At 59.7% G+C, this 16,111-nt stretch carries 11 protein-coding genes; 8 read left to right on the top strand and 3 right to left on the bottom strand.

Annotated features, from left to right (window positions below; genetic code table 11):
• Window positions 1-2: 2 nt before the first annotated feature.
• The 5 genes from KGB25_RS04245 to KGB25_RS04225 all read left to right on the top strand — a co-directional run bounded on the left by KGB25_RS04245 (window position 3) and on the right by KGB25_RS04225 (window position 6,547).
• Complete coding sequence (locus tag KGB25_RS04245) at window positions 3-3,494, top strand: response regulator (RefSeq protein ID WP_223434336.1); 3,492 nt, start codon at window positions 3-5, stop codon at window positions 3,492-3,494.
• On the top strand, window positions 3,494-4,327 hold the full coding sequence (locus KGB25_RS04240; protein ID WP_008044275.1) for a CheR family methyltransferase: 834 nt from the start codon (window positions 3,494-3,496) through the stop codon (window positions 4,325-4,327). The genes KGB25_RS04245 and KGB25_RS04240 overlap by 1 nt, the downstream gene beginning before the upstream one ends.
• Window positions 4,324-4,917, top strand: a complete 594-nt coding sequence (locus tag KGB25_RS04235) for a chemotaxis protein CheB (RefSeq protein ID WP_008026546.1) — start codon at window positions 4,324-4,326, stop codon at window positions 4,915-4,917. The genes KGB25_RS04240 and KGB25_RS04235 overlap by 4 nt, the downstream gene beginning before the upstream one ends.
• Entirely contained in the window at window positions 4,911-6,092 is a 1,182-nt protein-coding gene (locus KGB25_RS04230) for a hybrid sensor histidine kinase/response regulator (RefSeq protein WP_192227134.1), read from the top strand. The genes KGB25_RS04235 and KGB25_RS04230 overlap by 7 nt, the downstream gene beginning before the upstream one ends.
• A 77-nt stretch (window positions 6,093-6,169) precedes the next feature.
• Entirely contained in the window at window positions 6,170-6,547 is a 378-nt protein-coding gene (locus KGB25_RS04225; protein ID WP_008026542.1) for a response regulator, read from the top strand.
• A gap of 181 nt (window positions 6,548-6,728) precedes the next feature.
• Here KGB25_RS04225 and KGB25_RS04220 read toward each other — a convergent pair whose 3' ends face one another.
• The gene (locus tag KGB25_RS04220) at window positions 6,729-7,784 is read right to left on the bottom strand and encodes a tetratricopeptide repeat protein (RefSeq protein ID WP_223434335.1); all 1,056 of its coding nucleotides are present in this window, start codon (window positions 7,782-7,784) and stop codon (window positions 6,729-6,731) included.
• A gap of 179 nt (window positions 7,785-7,963) precedes the next feature.
• Between KGB25_RS04220 and KGB25_RS04215 the strand changes: the two genes are divergently transcribed.
• From KGB25_RS04215 to KGB25_RS04205, 3 genes are read left to right on the top strand one after another with little or no spacing between them, the layout of a single operon-like run.
• Entirely contained in the window at window positions 7,964-10,111 is a 2,148-nt protein-coding gene (locus KGB25_RS04215; RefSeq protein ID WP_223434334.1) for an FUSC family protein, read from the top strand.
• Complete coding sequence (locus KGB25_RS04210) at window positions 10,101-10,301, top strand: DUF1656 domain-containing protein (protein ID WP_008026537.1); 201 nt, start codon at window positions 10,101-10,103, stop codon at window positions 10,299-10,301. The genes KGB25_RS04215 and KGB25_RS04210 overlap by 11 nt, the downstream gene beginning before the upstream one ends.
• Before the next feature lie 4 nt (window positions 10,302-10,305).
• A complete protein-coding gene (locus KGB25_RS04205; RefSeq protein WP_223434333.1) occupies window positions 10,306-11,271 on the top strand; it encodes an HlyD family secretion protein in 966 nt (321 codons plus the stop codon).
• A gap of 231 nt (window positions 11,272-11,502) precedes the next feature.
• Here the strand turns inward: KGB25_RS04205 and KGB25_RS04200 are convergent, their stop codons facing one another.
• Window positions 11,503-12,924 (bottom strand): efflux transporter outer membrane subunit, encoded by a 1,422-nt coding sequence (locus KGB25_RS04200; protein WP_207284355.1) that lies wholly within the window; start codon window positions 12,922-12,924, stop codon window positions 11,503-11,505.
• Window positions 12,921-16,100 carry an efflux RND transporter permease subunit gene (locus tag KGB25_RS04195; RefSeq protein WP_008044286.1) on the bottom strand — a complete coding sequence of 1,060 codons (3,180 nt, stop codon included), beginning with the start codon at window positions 16,098-16,100 and terminating at the stop codon, window positions 12,921-12,923. The genes KGB25_RS04200 and KGB25_RS04195 overlap by 4 nt, the downstream gene beginning before the upstream one ends.
• Window positions 16,101-16,111: the final 11 nt, after the last annotated feature.

Below are 16,111 nucleotides of genomic sequence, written 5' to 3'. Positions count from 1 at the left end.
CCATGACCACTGCGTCTTCGGTTGACGAGCAACGATTTCGTAAACTCCTGAGCCGCAACGTCAGCCTGCCGTTGGGTGTCGGTGTGCTCAGTGCGGTGTTCTTTGTCTCGCTGATCACCTATCTGCTGTCGGTGATCCAGTGGGTCCAGCACACCGACCGGGTGATCAATAACGCCAATGAAGCGGTCAAGCTGACCGTCGATCTGGAGACCGGCATGCGCGGTTTCCTGCTCAGTGGCGACGAGAGATTTCTTGAACCCTACGAAACCGCCAAGCCGAGAGTCGCGGTAGCGGTCAAGACCTTGCTCGAACTGACGGCGGACAACCCGGTGCAAACCGACCGCCTGCAACGGCTCCAGGCCCTGCAGGATGAATGGGCGACTTACGCGCAGAACATGATCGACTTGCAGCATGCGGGCGGTGACTACCGCAGCGCCATCAAGGCCGGGCGCGGCAAACGCCTGACTGATGAAATCCGCAAGCAATTCGAAGACGTGATCGACATGGAGCAGCAGTTACGCGCCACGCGTAACGAAGAAGTGCGCCGCAGCACGATCTGGAGCATCAGCCTTTATCTGCTGTTCATTGTCGGCATCAGCGGGTTGCTCGCCTACATTGGCCGTCGGGATCTGCTCAACCTTTCGCAGAGCTACAGCGCCAACCTGGCCGCGCAACAGGCCAGTGCCCATCGTCTGGAACAGCAAGCCTGGCTGCGCAACGGCCAGACCGAGCTGGCCGAGCAAGTGTTGGGGCAACTGTCGCTCAATCTGCTGGGGCGCAACATTCTGCAGTTTTGCGCGCAATACCTCGGCACGGCGGTGGCGGCTATTTATGTACGTGAAGAACATGGCGGCCTCAAGCGCATTGCCTCTTACGGTTTTTCCCGTGAGCAGGAAGCCCTTGAACAACAGATTTACAGCGACGAAGGGATTGTCGGGCAAGTGGCGCAACAGGCGAAGCTGATACGCCTCGACAACGTGCCAAGCAACTATTTCAAGGTCAGTTCCGGCCTTGGTGAAGGCTTGCCGCACAGCGTGCTGGTGGTGCCGACCAGCGATGACGATCGGGTCAACGGGGTCATCGAACTCGGCTTCCTGCGCCCGTTGAACGACCGCGACATCGAACTGCTCGAACTGATTGCCGGCAACATCGGCACTTCCATCGAGGCCGCGCGCTATCGTCAACGCTTGCAGGAAGTGCTGGCCGAAACCCAGCAACTCAACGAAGAACTGCAAGTTCAGCAAGAAGAACTCAAGACCGCCAACGAAGAGCTTGAAGAGCAATCAAGGGTTCTCAAGGAATCCCAGGCGCACCTGGAAACCCAGCAGGTCGAACTGGAGCAGACCAACGAACAGCTTGCCGAACAGGCCCAGACTCTGGCCGAGCAACGCGATGCCATGGACCTGAAGAACACCGAACTCAATCAGGCCCAGGCCCAGCTCGAAGAGCGCGCAGAAGAGTTGCAGCGCTCTAGCAAGTACAAGTCCGAATTCCTCGCCAATATGTCCCACGAATTGCGCACGCCGCTGAACAGTTCGTTGATCCTGGCCAAGTTACTGGCGGAAAACCCGCAGGAAAACCTCAGCGCCGAACAGGTCAAATTCGCCGAGTCGATCTATTCGGCCGGCAATGATTTGCTGAACTTGATCAACGACATTCTCGACATCTCCAAGGTCGAGGCCGGCAAGCTGGATATGCGTCCGGAAAACACCAGCGTCGCCCGCCTGGTGGACGGTTTGCGCGGGATGTTCCAGCCACTGGCGACGGACAAGCAGCTGGATTTCCAGGTCGATGTGCAGCCCGGCGCACCGATGATGATTTTCACCGACCGCCAGCGTCTGGAGCAGGTGGTGAAGAATCTGCTGTCCAACGCGGTGAAATTCACCGAGAAAGGCACGGTCAGCCTGACCGTCGCCAGCCAGCCCGGCGACGGCATTGCCTTTATCGTCCGCGATTCCGGGATCGGTATCGCACAAGAGCAGCAGGAAAGCATTTTCGAAGCGTTCCGCCAGGCCGACGGCACCACCAATCGCCGTTACGGCGGCACCGGGCTGGGCCTGTCGATTTCCCGTGATCTGGCGGCATTGCTCGGCGGTTCCATCAGCGTCACCAGCGAACCGGGGCAGGGCAGTGTGTTCACCCTGGTCTTGCCGCAGCAATACGTTGAACCGGGCGAGACGCCGGTCGAGCCGATGCAGGCCTCACCGGTTGCGCTGACGCCGAGAGCACCGGCACCTGCCCTGGTGCCGCTGATCGCCGAAGTCGATATCCCGCGTTTCGACGACGATCGAGGCAAGGCACCTTTCACCACTCGCTGCATTCTGGTGGTGGAAGATGAGTCAAACTTCGCGCACATCCTCTACGATCTGGCCCACGAATTGGGTTATCAGTGCCTGGTGGCCCACGGCGCCGACGAAGGTTATGACCTGGCGAAGGAATACATTCCCGACGCCATCCTGCTGGACATGCGCCTGCCGGACCACTCTGGCCTGACCGTGTTGCAGCGCCTGAAGGAACACGCGGAAACCCGACACATCCCGGTGCACGTCATCTCGGTCGAAGACCGGGTCGAAGCCGCGATGCACATGGGCGCCATTGGTTACGCGGTCAAGCCGACCACCCGTGAAGAGCTCAAGGACGTGTTTGCCCGCCTCGAAGCGAAGCTGACCCAGAAGGTCAAACGCGTGCTGTTGGTGGAAGACGACGACTTGCAGCGCGACAGCATTGCCCGGTTGATCGGCGACGATGACATCGAGATCACTGCGGTCGGCCTCGCGCAGGATGCACTGGACCTGCTGCGCACCACCGTTTTCGACTGCATGATCATCGACCTGAAACTGCCAGACATGTTGGGCAATGATCTGCTCAAGCGCATGTCCACCGAGGACATCTGTTCGTTCCCGCCGGTGATCGTCTACACCGGGCGCAACCTCACTCGCGATGAAGAGACCGAACTACGCAAGTATTCGCGCTCGATCATCATCAAGGGTGCGCGCTCGCCGGAGCGTCTGCTGGATGAGGTCACACTCTTTTTGCACAAAGTCGAATCGCGGTTGTCCCATGAACGGCAAACGATGCTCAAGACCGCGCGCAGCCGCGACAAAGTCTTCGAGGGTCGCAAAGTGCTGTTGGTGGACGACGATGTGCGCAACATCTTCGCCCTCACCAGCGCGCTGGAGCAAAAGGGCGCAATCGTGGTCATTGGCCGGAACGGTCGTGAGGCGATTGAAAGACTGAATGAAGTGGAGGACATCGATCTGGTGTTGATGGATGTGATGATGCCGGAGATGGACGGTTTCGAGGCGACGAGCCTGATTCGTCAGGACCCGCGCTGGCGCAAGCTGCCGATCATTGCGGTGACGGCCAAGGCCATGAAGGACGATCAGGAGCGCTGCCTGCAGGCCGGCTCCAACGATTACCTGGCCAAGCCCATCGACCTGGATCGCCTGTTCTCGCTGATTCGCGTGTGGTTACCGAAGATGGAACGCATTTAGTGGAACGCAATTATTCAGTGGAGCGAAGTAGCGAAATCGAATTGCGGTTGTTGATCGAGGCGATCTACCTCAAATACAGCTACGACTTTCGTGATTATTCCGGCGCGTCGATCAAACGCCGCGTCCAGCATGCGTTGAGCCAGTTCGAGTGCGCGACCATTTCGGCGCTGCAGGAAAAGGTGCTGCACGATCCAACCGCGTTCATGCAGTTGCTGCAATTGCTGACGATCCCGGTCAGCGAGATGTTCCGCGACCCTTCGCACTTCCTCGCCATTCGCCAGGAAGTGGTGCCGCTGCTCAAGACCTACCCCTCGATCAAGATCTGGATCGCCGGTTGCAGCACCGGAGAAGAGGTGTACTCGATGGCGATTCTGCTGCGCGAGGAAGGTTTGCTCGATCGCACCATCATCTATGCCACCGACATCAATCCGCGCTCGCTGGACAAGGCCAAGCAGGGGATTTTCTCCATGGAGAATGTCCGGGCCTACACTCATAACTACCAGCAGGCAGGTGGCCAGCGTTCATTCGCCGACTACTACACGGCGGCGTATGGCTACGCGATTTTCGACAAGAGTTTGTGTGAGAACGTGACCTTCGCCGACCACAGCCTGGCGACCGATAGTGTCTTTTCAGAAACTCAGTTAATTTCGTGCCGTAATGTTTTGATTTATTTCAATAAAAAACTTCAGGACAGGGCGTTCGGGTTGTTCCACGAATCCCTTTGTCATCGCGGTTTTCTGGTGCTGGGCAGCAAGGAAACCCCGGATTTTTCGGCCTTCGGCAACCAGTTCGAGCCGTTGGTCAAACAAGAACGGATTTACCGTAAATCATGAACAGTGCAGCGAAATTGCCTTCTGTGGAGGCTATCGTGATCGGGGCTTCGGCCGGTGGCGTGGAGGCGTTGCTGAGCATCCTCAGCCCTCTGCGCGAAGGCTTCGTGCTGCCGATCATCGTGGTGCTGCACCTGCCGGACGAGCGTCGCAGCCATCTCGCCGACGTGTTTTCCCGAAGAGTCGCCATGCGCGTTGTCGAGGCGCATGACAAGACGCTGATTGAAGCGGGCACGCTGTATTTCGCCACGCCGGGCTATCACTTGTCGGTGGAGCAGGACCGCAGCTTTTCCCTGAGCCTGGAAGACCGCGTGCATTATTCGCGGCCCGCCATCGACTTTCTGTTCTCGTCGGCGGCGGATGCCTACGGTCCCGCCCTGGCCGCCGTGCTGTTGACCGGCGCCAACCGCGATGGCGCCAGCGGCCTGGCCGAGGTCAAACAGCGTGGCGGTCTGACCATCGTCCAGGATCCGAAAGAAGCCCAAGTCGCGACCATGCCCCTGGCGGCGCTGGATGTTCACCAGCCAGACCATGTTCTCCCTATCAACGACATCGGCCGTCTGCTTGTCGAGCTGGAACGAATAGCATGCTAAGTAACATCCAAGCCAAACTGCTGATTGTCGACGATCTGCCGGAGAACCTGTTGGCGCTCGAAGCGCTGATCAAACGCGAAGACCGCATCGTCTACAAAGCCTTGTCCGCCGACGAAGCCTTGTCGCTGCTGCTGCAACACGAATTCGCCATGGCCATTCTCGACGTGCAGATGCCTGGCATGAACGGCTTCGAACTGGCCGAGTTGATGCGCGGCACGGAAAAAACCAAGAACATCCCGATTGTGTTTGTCAGCGCCGCCGGTCGCGAGCTGAACTATGCGTTCAAGGGCTACGAAAGCGGCGCCGTGGACTTCCTGCACAAGCCGCTGGATATCCACGCGGTCAAGAGCAAGGTCAATGTGTTCGTCGATCTGTTCCGCCAGAGCAAGGCCATGAAGCAGCAGGTCGAAGCGCTGGAGCAGAGTCGCCGCGAGCAGGAAGCGCTGCTTAAACAGTTGCAGAGCACCCAGCAGGAACTGGAGCAGGCGGTGCGCATGCGCGATGACTTCATGTCCATCGTCGCCCACGAAGTGCGTACGCCGCTCAACGGCCTGATCCTCGAAACCCAGCTGCGCAAGATGCACCTGGCGCGTGACAACGCCGCAGCGTTCACCCTGGAAAAGATGCACGCGATGGTCGACCGCGACGAGCGGCAGATCAAAAGCCTGATTCGCCTGATCGAAGACATGCTCGATGTGTCGCGCATTCGCACTGGCAAGCTGTCGATCCGACCGACACGTTTCGATCTGTCGGCGCTGGTGCGCAACTTGTTACAAAATTTCGCCCCGCAGATCGATGCCGCCGAATCCTCGGTCACCCTGGACGCCGAGCATCCTGTGGAGGGCAATTGGGACGAATTTCGTATAGAACAGGTGATTTCCAACCTGCTGACCAACGCCTTGCGATACGGCGCGAAGAGCCCGATCACCGTGAAGGTGTACAGTGAGAGCGGTCAGGCGCGGGTGGACGTACGCGATCAGGGGATCGGCATTGGTGAAGAAAACCAGAAGCGTATTTTCCAGCAGTTCGAACGGGTTTCGGCCAAACACGCCGTCGCCGGGCTGGGCCTGGGGTTGTTTATTTCAGAACAGATTGTGACCGCCCATGGCGGTACCATTACCGTCGAGAGCCGGATTGGCGAAGGCGCCCTGTTTCGCGTTTGTCTGCCGCTGTAGGAAAACAGCCATTTAAACGCAACCTCTGATCGACCTCACGGTCGTATCAGCAGCTATTGACCGAACAAAGGCTACCCATGAGTGAAGATGCACAAGATGTCGTACTGATCGTCGAGGATGACCCTTCGATCCTGATGGTGCTGTCGGCCTACCTGTCGGGTGAGGGTTACCGGGTATTGCAGGCCGAAAACGGCGAGCAGGCCTTCGAGATTCTGGCGAGCAAGCCGCATCTGGACATGATGATCACCGACTTCCGACTGCCGGGCGGGATCTCCGGCGTGCAGATCGCCGAACCCGCCGTGAAACTGCGACCGGAGCTCAAGGTGATTTTCATCAGCGGCTACCCGCAGGAAATCCGCGAGACCGACAGTCCGATCACGCGCACGGCGCCGATTCTGGGTAAGCCGTTTGATCTGGATGTGTTGCAGGAAATAATGCAGGACATGCTGTCCTGAGCATGGCTCGACAGGTTGCCCCAGACCTGTAGGAGCCGGCTTGCTGGCGATGGCGTAAGTTCTGACACTGCGCGTTATCGTTCTTCGCGGGCGAGCCTCGCTCCTACAATGCTGCGTCGTGTTGCCCCGATCCTGTAGGAGCCAGCTTGCTGGCGATGGCGACCGCAAGATCAGCGATGATTTAAAGCCCTTGCTGCAGGGCCGGATCGTCCGGATTGAGCTGTTCGAGTTGCGCCAACAGAATTTGCACGTTTTGCAGTTGCCCGCTTTCTTTCCAGTAGTTGATCAACAACACCCGTGCCTTGCGGTCGGCCGGATGGCGCTGGACGATTTCCTGCAACTGTTTCTGCGCCGCTTCCAGCTCTTGTTCGCCGTGTAGCGTGGTGGCGAGGTCATAGCGGTAATCCTTGTTGTCCGGTTCCAGCTCCACGGCTTTGGACAGGCCGAGCAGGGCGAACTCACTCTGTCCGTGATGCAGCAACCAGAGCCCCAGGGCATGTTGCAGGTAGGCGGACTCGGGTTGAGCCTTCAATTGTTTGGCCAATAGCAATCGGGCGGCTTCGCCTTGGCCCTGTTTGTCCAGCACCTCGATCTGCATCACCAGTGCCGGAAGATTGTCAGGCGCCAGGCGCAAAGTGTTCTCGAGCGCCTGTTGCGCCGCCTTGAATTCGCCGTTGTGCAGGTGCAGCCGGGCCAGTTGGTACTGGTTGTCCGCGCTGTCGGGCGCACTCGTGAGCACTTGCTCCCACGCGTCGATCGCCTGCTGCAACGGCCCAAAGTACAAGCCAAGGTCGTCCGGCGAGAGCCCAAGCAATGCGTTCACGGCGGCAAACCGCACGCTTTGTTCACTGTCATCGAGCAACGGACCCAACAGCAGACTGCGCTGCCCGCTGGGGACTAAACCGCTGATGCTTTTGATCGCAGCGATGCGCACCTCGGCCGCTGGGTGTTGCAGGTCTGCGTCTGCCAGTTTCAGGGCGAGCGGGCTGGGATAATTGGGCAGTTCGGCATGCAGCCAGACGCGGCGTTTGGGCGAAATGTCAGGGCGCCCCAATTGCTGGTACAAAACCCGCGCTGCGCCCGGTTGCCCGGCCCGCGCCTGGGCCAGGGCTTCGCTGAAACCGCGCTTGATCGCCTCCGGCACCACGGGCGTTGTGCTGCGCAGCAACAGCCACGCAAGGCCGATGGCAAACAGGACACAGAGGCTGATGATCAGGTAACGGCGGGACTGGGGCATGCAGGAATCCGGTAGCAGGCAAGCTTTTGCAAGGTTGCCAGCTTCGGTCAGGCCGGGCTGTGAGTCAAACCCTGAGGCCATTGCGCGGCGAATAGTCAGTATTTTTCCTACAAGTGCTGTCGACACTGAAACCCTGTCGAGCCGCCGAAGCAGTGACTACGCTTGCTGGAGATGACTCGATGAGCGCTCCCATGCAACCGCTGCTTCAATACTTCCAGGCAATACTCAACCCTGGCCCAGGGGTGGTGTTGTTCGCCTTGAGAACCATTGCGGCCGGGCTGTTGACGCTGTACCTGGCGTTCCTGTTCGACCTCGACCAACCCAAGTGGTCGATCATGGCGGTGGTCATCGTCAGTCAGCCATTGGGCGGAATGGCCCTGGCCCGCAGTTTCGGTCAGGTCATCGGCACCACACTCGGGGCCGTCGTCGCGGTGGTGATCATGGCCATTTTTCCCCAGGCGCCGTTGCCTTTCATCGTGACCCTGGCCTTGTGGCTGGCGTTGTGTACCGCCGGCGGCACCTTGTTGCGCTACACCAGTTCCCAGGCATTTGTCTTGAGCGGCTACACGGCCGTGGTCGTGGCACTGTTGGCAGTACCTGATCAGGACGGCACGTTCCTGTTGGCCGTGACCCGCGTCACCGAAACCTTGTTGGCGGTGGCCTGCGTGTGTGTGGTCAGCCTGCTCACCGCGCGCCCGGAAACCGTGGCCCGGGACTATTTCGCCAAAATCGATCAAGTCATCAAGCTGCTGGCAACCCATGCCGCTGCGGTCATTCGCACCGAAGAAAGCGAGGCTGACTTTCACCGCCGGCAGATGCAACTGTTGGGGGAAATCAGCGCGCTTGAAGGCGTGCGCAGGCATTTGTATTTCGACGCGCCACGGTTACGCAGCGCCAATGGTCTCGTGCAGTTACTGGGCAATCAGCTCGTATTACTGACCTCGCGCCTGACTGCGCTGCGTCACCAGCGAGAACTGCTGACCGAGCGTTGGCAAGGGGCATTACCCGAGGAAATCCAGCGTTTACGCGCCGAAGAGCTGGCCTTCCTCGATCAACTGGCCCTGCAAGGGCGCTCGCTGTCGAGCGAGGCGCGGCACCATTTCGCGGCGCTGCAACAGCGTTTCGATGATCAGGCTTATAAGGCCGAACAACTCACCGAAACAATGCCTGCCACGTTGCGCTCCCTGGCCTGGGCACTGCGCTGGGAACAGGCCCGGATGTTGGAGCAACTGGGACAGATGCTGGAGCTGAGCGACGCAATCCAGGAAGAGCGGGCGGCCAGTAGCGTATTCCGCGGCCAGGAAAATCCGTTGCATCTGGACTATACGCTGGCGGCAATGAACGCAATCCGCGCCTTTACTGCATTGGTGGTGGCCGGGTTCATCTGGATCGAGACCGGTTGGGACGGGGCTCGGGGCGGGATGATTGTGGTGGGGATTCTCTGTTCGCTGATGGCGACTTTCCCTCGGCCATTACTGGCCAGCCAAAGCTTTGCCAGGGGGTTGGGTCTGTCGTTGGTGGTGTCGGCGCTCTACCTGTTCTTGCTGATTCCGATGATCAATAGCTTCGAGCTGCTGGCCTTGCTGCTCGCTCCGTTGCTGTATGCCGTCGCGGTGGGGCTGTCGAGCCCGCCAACCACGGGCACCGGCATCGGCCTCGGATTGACGACGATGCTGTTGCTGGGCCCGCAAAACGTCGGCGTCGGGCAAAACACCGCGATTCAGTGGTTCGAGTTTGCCGGCGCCTACATCAGTGCCACCGCACTTGCACTCAGTGTCTATGCCTTGATCTTCCCGTTCCGACCCGTCTTGCGGATGCGTCGGCTGTTCAATGAGAACTGCCAGCAGGTCTACGCTTTGCTGAAGACCCCGGCCACCGACGAGCAACAATTTGCGTTTGAAAGCCGCATGGTCGACCGCTTGACCATGATGTTGGGGTTGTTGCCGGCGATCAGTGACAAGCATTCCAGAGACCTGTTTGAAGTCAGCCTCGGGTGCATGGCACTGGGCGTGGCGTTGAATCAGCTCAGGCAACAGGCGCGAGACAACACGTTGCTCAGTACCGATCAATTGAACCGTTTGCTGGCGGCGGTCCGCGAGACAGGGCGATTGATTGCCGGGCGCGCCGGGATCGACCTTGAACGGTTGCTGGAGAACCTGCATGTCCTGGGTGATGAAATGGACGACTTGCATCTGGACGTTCATGAACACCTGTGGTCGGTCTTCAGGATGCGCGTGGCGCTGCTGATTGTGGTGTCGTTTCTGGAGCGATATCGCGCCTGGTTTCAACCCGCCGAACAGGAAGGAGACCCCATCCTTGCCCATTGACCTGGAAGTAGGCGGCGTCTATTTGCCGCCGATCGCGCAGGCGCTGTTGCTGGCCTTGCCGATTTTCCTGCTACTGGACTGGACCTTGCGCCGCCTCGGTGTATTGCGGTTCGTCTGGCACGAAGCCTTGTTTGAAGGTGCGTTGTACGCCTGCGTTTGCGCGACGCTGATTCTGGTGATGGGAGCCTGATGCCTTGAAGAAGATCCTTGCCCGGCTCACAACAGTGGCGGTGGTGCTGCTGGCCTTTGTGCTCGGCTGGTTCGCCTGGGAGCATTACACCCGCGCCCCCTGGACTCGCGATGCACGGGTGCGGGCTGATGTGGTGACCTTGTCCGCCGATGTCTCGGGGCGCATTGTCACGTTGAGGGTTCAGGACAATCAGCATGTCGACAAGGGCCAGTTACTGCTGGAGATCGACCCGGCTCGCTACGTCCTCGCAGTGGAGCATGCCAAGCGTTCGGTGGAGGTTTCGAAGGCCACTCTCGGCCAATCCGAAGCAACGATTGTCGCCAGCGAAGCGCTGCTGCGCCAGCGTCAGAGTGAAGAGCGCCGGCGGCGAACACTCAAGCAACGCTTCGCGATTTCGGGCGAAGAATGGGAAAAGTCCAGCACAGAGGTGGCGGTAGCACAGGCCGAGTTGCTGCGTAACCAGGCCAACCTGGGGCTGGCGCAGGCCAATGTGCAATTGGCTGTCGCGGCCTTGACCCAGGCGGAACTGGATCTGCAGCGTACCCGGGTCGAAGCGCCCGTCAGCGGCTACGTCACCAACCTGCTGACCCGACAGGGCGACTATGCCGCGGCCGGGGGCGCATTGTTGGCGTTGGTGGACAGCGATTCGTTTTATGTCAGCGGTTATTTCGAAGAAACCAAGCTGCCGAGAATCGGGGAGGGTGATCGGGTCAGGATCGAATTGATGAGCGGCGAAACCTTCGGCGGCACGGTGGAAAGCATTGCCTTCGCCATCGCCGACCGCGAGAACCTGCCCGGTGGGCGCCTGCTGGCCAACATCAACCCCAGTTACACCTGGGTCAAACTGGCGCAACGGGTGCCGGTGCGGATAAAAATCGACGCCGACTATGCCGGCAAGGACAAACTGCGGGCGGGGACAACGGCCACCGTGACCGTGCAGGAAACCCGCACTTCCCAAAACCACCCCTGATCCCCCGTAGGAGCCGGCTTGCTGGCGATGGTCGTTAACGATAATGCGTACGGATTGTTTCACTGCGGCGCACTTGAGACCATCGCCAGCAAGCCGGCTCCTACAATGGACTGTGTTGAGGCTGAAAATGAAGTAATCCTTAAGACCCCCCAAAAAAAGCCCCGCGACCGAATGAGGCGCAGGGCTAAAAAAGTGGTTGGTTGCGACCAGCCAAAAGAGCTCTATAACGTGTTACTTGCTGGCGACCGTCTCTGGTTGCCAACCGCCACCCAGGGCCTTGTAGATCGCGACGATGCCGCGATACAGATCGACTTCGGCCTGGGCCTGAGTGTCTTCCGCCGCCAGACGTTCGCGTTGGGCATCGAGCAGGACAAGGAAGTCCGCCGTGCCTTCGCGGTAGCGAATTTCAGCCAGGTCGGCTGCCGCGCGGCTTGATTCACTCTGACGAATCAGCGAAATCAGGCGTTGCTGGCGTTTGCCGTAATCACTGAAGGCGTTTTCCGATTCTTCCAGCGCCAGCAGCACTTGTTGCTCGTAGGTCGCCAAGGCGCCTTCGGCATCCGCGTCGGCGCCGCGGATACGGGCTCGAACACTGCCCAGGTCAAACGCCGCCCAAGTGATACTTGGGCCCAGCGCCCAGGCGTTGGCCGCCGAGGATCCGATCTGCGAACCACGTCCGGCGGTCCAGCCGAGGAAGCCGCTGAGGCTGACCCGCGGGAACAGATCCGCCTTGGCCACGCCAATACGCGCCGTGGCCGAAGCCAGTTTGCGCTCGGCGCTGAGAACGTCCGGACGACGTTGCAGCAGTTCTCCCGGATTACCGATCGGCAGTGCCTTGGCAATCGCCGGCAAGTCTTTCGGGCTCAAGTCGACGGTCAGTTTGTCCGGACGTTCACCCAACAAGGTGGCGATACGGTTTTTCTGCCGAACCTGTTCGGCCTGCAATTGCGGCACGCTGGCTTCGACAGACGCCAGGCGTGCGTCGGCGCGGACCACATCGAGCTGATCGCCGACGCCGGCATCGCGCAGGCTTTCGGTGATCTTGCGCGACTCCTGCTGGTTGTTCAGGTTGGCCAGGGCGATTTTTTCCCGCAGTTGCGCACCGCGCAGCTGACCGTAGGCGTCCACCAGTTCGGCAATCATGGTGACTTGCAGTTGGTACAGATCCGCTTCGGCCGCTTGCTGTTCGGCGTCGCTGGATTCCAGGTTGCGCTGGATGCGACCAAACAGGTCCAGTTCCCAGGCCATGTCCAGACCCAGGTCATAGCGTTCGCTATTGACCCGTTTGGTGGTCTCGCCCGGAATCTGGCCTTTGCCCAGATCACTGCTGACGCGGCTGGTGATGGTCGGCATGGCGTCATTGCTGACGTCATCGCGGATCGCCCGGGCCGCCTTCCAGCGAGCGAAGGCGACGCGCAAGTCACGGTTGCCTTGCAGCGATTGCGTCACCAACTGGTTGAGGGTCGGGTCTTCAAACTGCTGCCACCAGATGCCTTCGAAACGTGAGCGGTCGAAGTTTTTCTGACCCGCAGCGCCATCGGTGGCGGTGGTGATGTTGGCCGGTTCAGTGGCCGGGGTCTTGTAGTCCGGGCCGACGGCACAGGCGCTCAGGGCCAGTACCAGCAGGCTCGGCAGGAAGGCTTTCAGGCTCATTGTTGCGCCTCCAGTTTCAGGGCTTTGGCCGCTTTGCGCTGCTCGCCGCGTTCCACGAAATTACGGATCAACACGTAGAACACTGGCGTCAGCAACAGGCCGAAGAAAGTCACCCCGAGCATCCCGGAGAACACCGCCACACCCATGGCGTGACGCATCTCGGCACCGGCACCGCTGGAGAACACCAGTGGCACCACACCCATGATGAACGCGAAGGAGGTCATCAGGATCGGCCGCAGACGCAGGCGGCAGGCTTCAAGCACCGCAGCCAGCGGGTTCATGCCTTCTTCCTGTTTGTCCTTGGCGAACTCGACGATCAGAATCGCGTTCTTACAGGCAAGTCCCACCAGTACGATCAAGCCGATCTGGGTGAAGATGTTGTTGTCGCCTCCTGAAGCAATCACACCGGTGATGGCCGACAGCAGGGTCATCGGTACGATCAGGATCACCGCCAATGGCAGGCTCCAGCTTTCGTACTGCGCCGCGAGTACCAGGAACGCCAGCAATACGCAGAGCGGGAACACGAACAGTGCGGTGTTGCCGGACAGAATCTGCTGGTAAGTCAGGTCGGTCCATTCGTAGGTCATGCCGTTCGGAAGTTCTTCCTTGAGCAGTTTCTCGATGGCTTTTTCGGCCTGGCCGGAGCTGTAGCCTGGGGCTGCCGCACCGTTGATTTCAGCGGTGATAAAGCCGTTGTAGTGCATGACGCGGTCCGGGCCCGAGGTGTCGCTGACCTTGATGAAGGTCGCCAGCGGGATCATCTCGCCTTTGTTGTTACGCACTTTCAGCTGACCGATCTGGTCCGGTTCGAGGCGGAACTGCTGCTCGGCCTGGACGTTGACCTGATAGGTACGGCCGAAGCGGTTGAAGTCGTTGGCATACAGCGAACCCAGGTAGATCTGCAGGGTGTCGAAGATGTCGCTGACGGCCACGCCGTGAGTCTTGGCTTTTTCCCGGTCGATGGCGGCATCGACTTGCGGCACGTTCACCGTGTAGCTGGTGAACAGGCCTGCCAGTTCCGGCACACCGTGGCTCTTGGTGATGATGTTCATGGTTTCTTTGTACAGCTCGTCATAGCCCAGGTTGCCCCGGTCTTCGATCTGCAGGCGGAAACCACCGATGGTGCCAAGGCCTTGTACCGGCGGCGGCGGGAAGATCGCCATGTAGGCTTCCTGAATCCCGGCGAACTGGCCGTTCAATGCACCGGCAATCGCACCGGCGGACATGCTCGGGTCTTTACGCTCGTCGAACGGCTTCAGGGTCACGAACACGATGCCGGCGTTAGGGCTGTTGGTGAAACCGTTGATGGACAGGCCCGGGAACGCTACCGCACTTTCCACGCCAGGCTGTTTCAGGGCCAGGTCGGACATGCGTTTGATCACGTCTTCGGTACGGTCCAGGCTGGAAGCGTCCGGCAATTGCGCGAAAGCCACCAGGTATTGCTTGTCCTGGCCGGGTACGAAACCGGTCGGGGTGTGGGCGAAACCGAAGAAGGTCAGCACCATCAGGCCTGCGTACAACAGCAGGGCAATACCGCTGCTGCGGATAACCCGGGCTACGGTGCCGACATAACCATGGCTGGCGCGTTCGAAGAACCGGTTGAACGGACGGAACAGCCAGCCGCCCAATAGTTTATCAAGCACTTTGGTAAAGCGATCTTTCGGCGCACTGTGGCTCTTGAGCAGCACGGCGGCCAGGGCAGGGGACAGTGTCAGCGAGTTGAACGCCGAGATCACGGTCGAGATGGCAATGGTCAGGGCAAACTGTTTGTAGAACTGGCCGGTGAGTCCGGAAATGAACGCCGCCGGGATAAATACCGCACACAGCACCAGCGCCGTCGCGATGATCGGCCCGGTCACCTCTCGCATGGCTTTCTTGGTGGCTTCTACGGGCGTTTCTCCCAGCTCGATGTGCCTTTCCACGTTCTCCACCACCACGATGGCGTCGTCCACCACGATACCGATGGCCAATACCAGGCCGAACAGCGACAAGGCGTTCAGCGAGAAGCCGAACAAGTGCATCACCGCAAACGTACCGATCAGCGAAACCGGCACCGCCACCAACGGAATGATCGAGGCACGCCAGGTTTGCAGGAACAGGATCACGACCAAAACCACAAGGATCAGTGCTTCGAAGAGGGTGTGAACCACCGCTTCGATGGAGCCGCGCACGAAGATCGTCGGGTCATAAACGATGCTGAAGTCCATGCCTTCCGGGAAGCTCTTCTTCAGCTCCGCCATCTTGTCGCGCACTTCGTTGGAGATTTCGATCGCGTTGGAACCAGGACGCTGGAAGATCGGGATCGCCACCGCCGGCTGGTTGTTCAGCAAGGAACGCAGGGCGTATTGGCTGGAACCCAGCTCGACGCGCGCGATGTCTTTCAGTCGGGTGATTTCACCGTTGTCGCCGGAGCGAATGATGATGTTCTCGAACTCTTCTTCGGAAACCAGACGACCCTGAGTGTTGACCGACAGCTGGAACGCGGTGGCATTCGGCGCAGGCGGGGCACCCAATGCACCGGCAGCGACTTGACGGTTTTGTTCGCGGATCGCGGTTACGACATCGGTCGCGGTCAGATTGCGCGAAGCGGTCTTGTTCGGATCGAGCCATACCCGCAACGAGTAGTCGCCCATACCAAACAGCTGCACATCACCGACACCGCCCAGACGCGCCAGCTCATCCTTGATATTGAGCAACGCGTAGTTGGACAGGTAGAGCATGTCGTAGCGTTTGTCCGGCGAGGTCAAGTGCACGACCATCGTCAGGTCGGGCGACGCCTTGTCCACGGTGATACCGATGCGCGTCACTTCTTCTGGAAGTTTTGGCTCGGTCCGGGTCACGCGGTTCTGCACCTGCACCTGTGCGTTGTCCAGGTCGGTGCCCAGCGCGAAGGTGATGGTCAGGGTGATCTTGCCGTCAGCGGTGGACTGCGAGGACATGTACAGCATGTTCTCGACGCCGGTGATGGCTTGCTCCAGAGGAGCGGCCACGGTTTCACCGATGACTTTTGGGTTGGCACCCGGGAAGTTGGCACGGACCACAACGGTCGGTGGCACGACTTCCGGGTATTCGCTGATCGGCAACTGGAACAGCGAGATGGCACCGGCGATCAGGATCAGCAGCGACAGCACCGCTGCAAAGATCGGCCGTGAAATGAAGAATTGGGAAAAATTCATCGGAGTCGTTA

Source organism: Pseudomonas sp. BF-RE-21, assembly GCF_019947305.1.
Taxonomy (GTDB): Bacteria; Pseudomonadota; Gammaproteobacteria; order Pseudomonadales; family Pseudomonadaceae; genus Aquipseudomonas; species Aquipseudomonas migulae.
This window is presented reverse-complemented; position numbering and strand designations above follow the sequence as displayed.

What these genes read in the sequence shown, in the direction of transcription:
- KGB25_RS04230 (WP_192227134.1), top strand. Translation starts at nt 4,911, where the DNA reads ATGCTAAGTAACATCCAAGCCAAACTGCTGATTGTCGACGATCTGCCG.
- KGB25_RS04195 (WP_008044286.1), bottom strand. Translation starts at nt 16,100, where the DNA reads ATGAATTTTTCCCAATTCTTCATTTCACGGCCGATCTTTGCAGCGGTG.
- KGB25_RS04225 (WP_008026542.1), top strand. Translation starts at nt 6,170, where the DNA reads ATGAGTGAAGATGCACAAGATGTCGTACTGATCGTCGAGGATGACCCT.
- KGB25_RS04235 (WP_008026546.1), top strand. Translation starts at nt 4,324, where the DNA reads ATGAACAGTGCAGCGAAATTGCCTTCTGTGGAGGCTATCGTGATCGGG.
- KGB25_RS04215 (WP_223434334.1), top strand. Translation starts at nt 7,964, where the DNA reads ATGAGCGCTCCCATGCAACCGCTGCTTCAATACTTCCAGGCAATACTC.
- KGB25_RS04245 (WP_223434336.1), top strand. Translation starts at nt 3, where the DNA reads ATGACCACTGCGTCTTCGGTTGACGAGCAACGATTTCGTAAACTCCTG.
- KGB25_RS04220 (WP_223434335.1), bottom strand. Translation starts at nt 7,784, where the DNA reads ATGCCCCAGTCCCGCCGTTACCTGATCATCAGCCTCTGTGTCCTGTTT.
- KGB25_RS04200 (WP_207284355.1), bottom strand. Translation starts at nt 12,924, where the DNA reads ATGAGCCTGAAAGCCTTCCTGCCGAGCCTGCTGGTACTGGCCCTGAGC.